The following is a 452-nucleotide window of genomic DNA, read 5'->3' as shown; positions in this document are numbered from 1 at the left end:
AAAGTAGAAGGAACGAAGGCATGGAACGACGGAAATGCAACAGACCGTCCAACAATGATCAAAGTAGACTTACTACAAAACGGGAACGTGATTCAAACACAAGACGTATTCGCAGTAATGGGTTGGAAATATATATTCGCAGATTTAGCAGCATATGATGCGGAAGGTAAGGCTTACGAATATACAGTGAAAGAACAGCCAGTACCAGGATATGAATCCAAGGTAAATGGTACTGACATCACAAATACAAAAGTAGGTCAAACAAAAGTAGAAGGAACGAAGACATGGAAAGATGATAACGCAACAGATCGTCCGGAAATGATTAAAGTAGACCTTTTACAAAATGGTACAGTGATTGCGACGCAAGAAGTAAGCAAAGCAACAGGTTGGAAATATGAATTCAAAGGTTTAGCAGCATATGATGCAGAAGGCAAGGCATACAAGTATGAAGT

At 39.6% G+C, this 452-nt stretch carries 1 protein-coding gene; it reads left to right on the top strand.

The genetic code is table 11. The annotated features are described in order from the left end of the window. A partial coding sequence (locus COI75_RS17085; protein WP_141535127.1) for a Cna B-type domain-containing protein occupies positions 1-452 on the top strand: 452 nt, incomplete at both ends.

Origin of the sequence: Bacillus cereus, from assembly GCF_002564555.1 — a bacterium.
Taxonomy (GTDB): domain Bacteria; phylum Bacillota; class Bacilli; order Bacillales; family Bacillaceae_G; genus Bacillus_A; species Bacillus_A cereus_K.
Note: the sequence above shows the minus strand (reverse complement) of the source record. Positions and strands in the feature narration are given on the sequence as shown.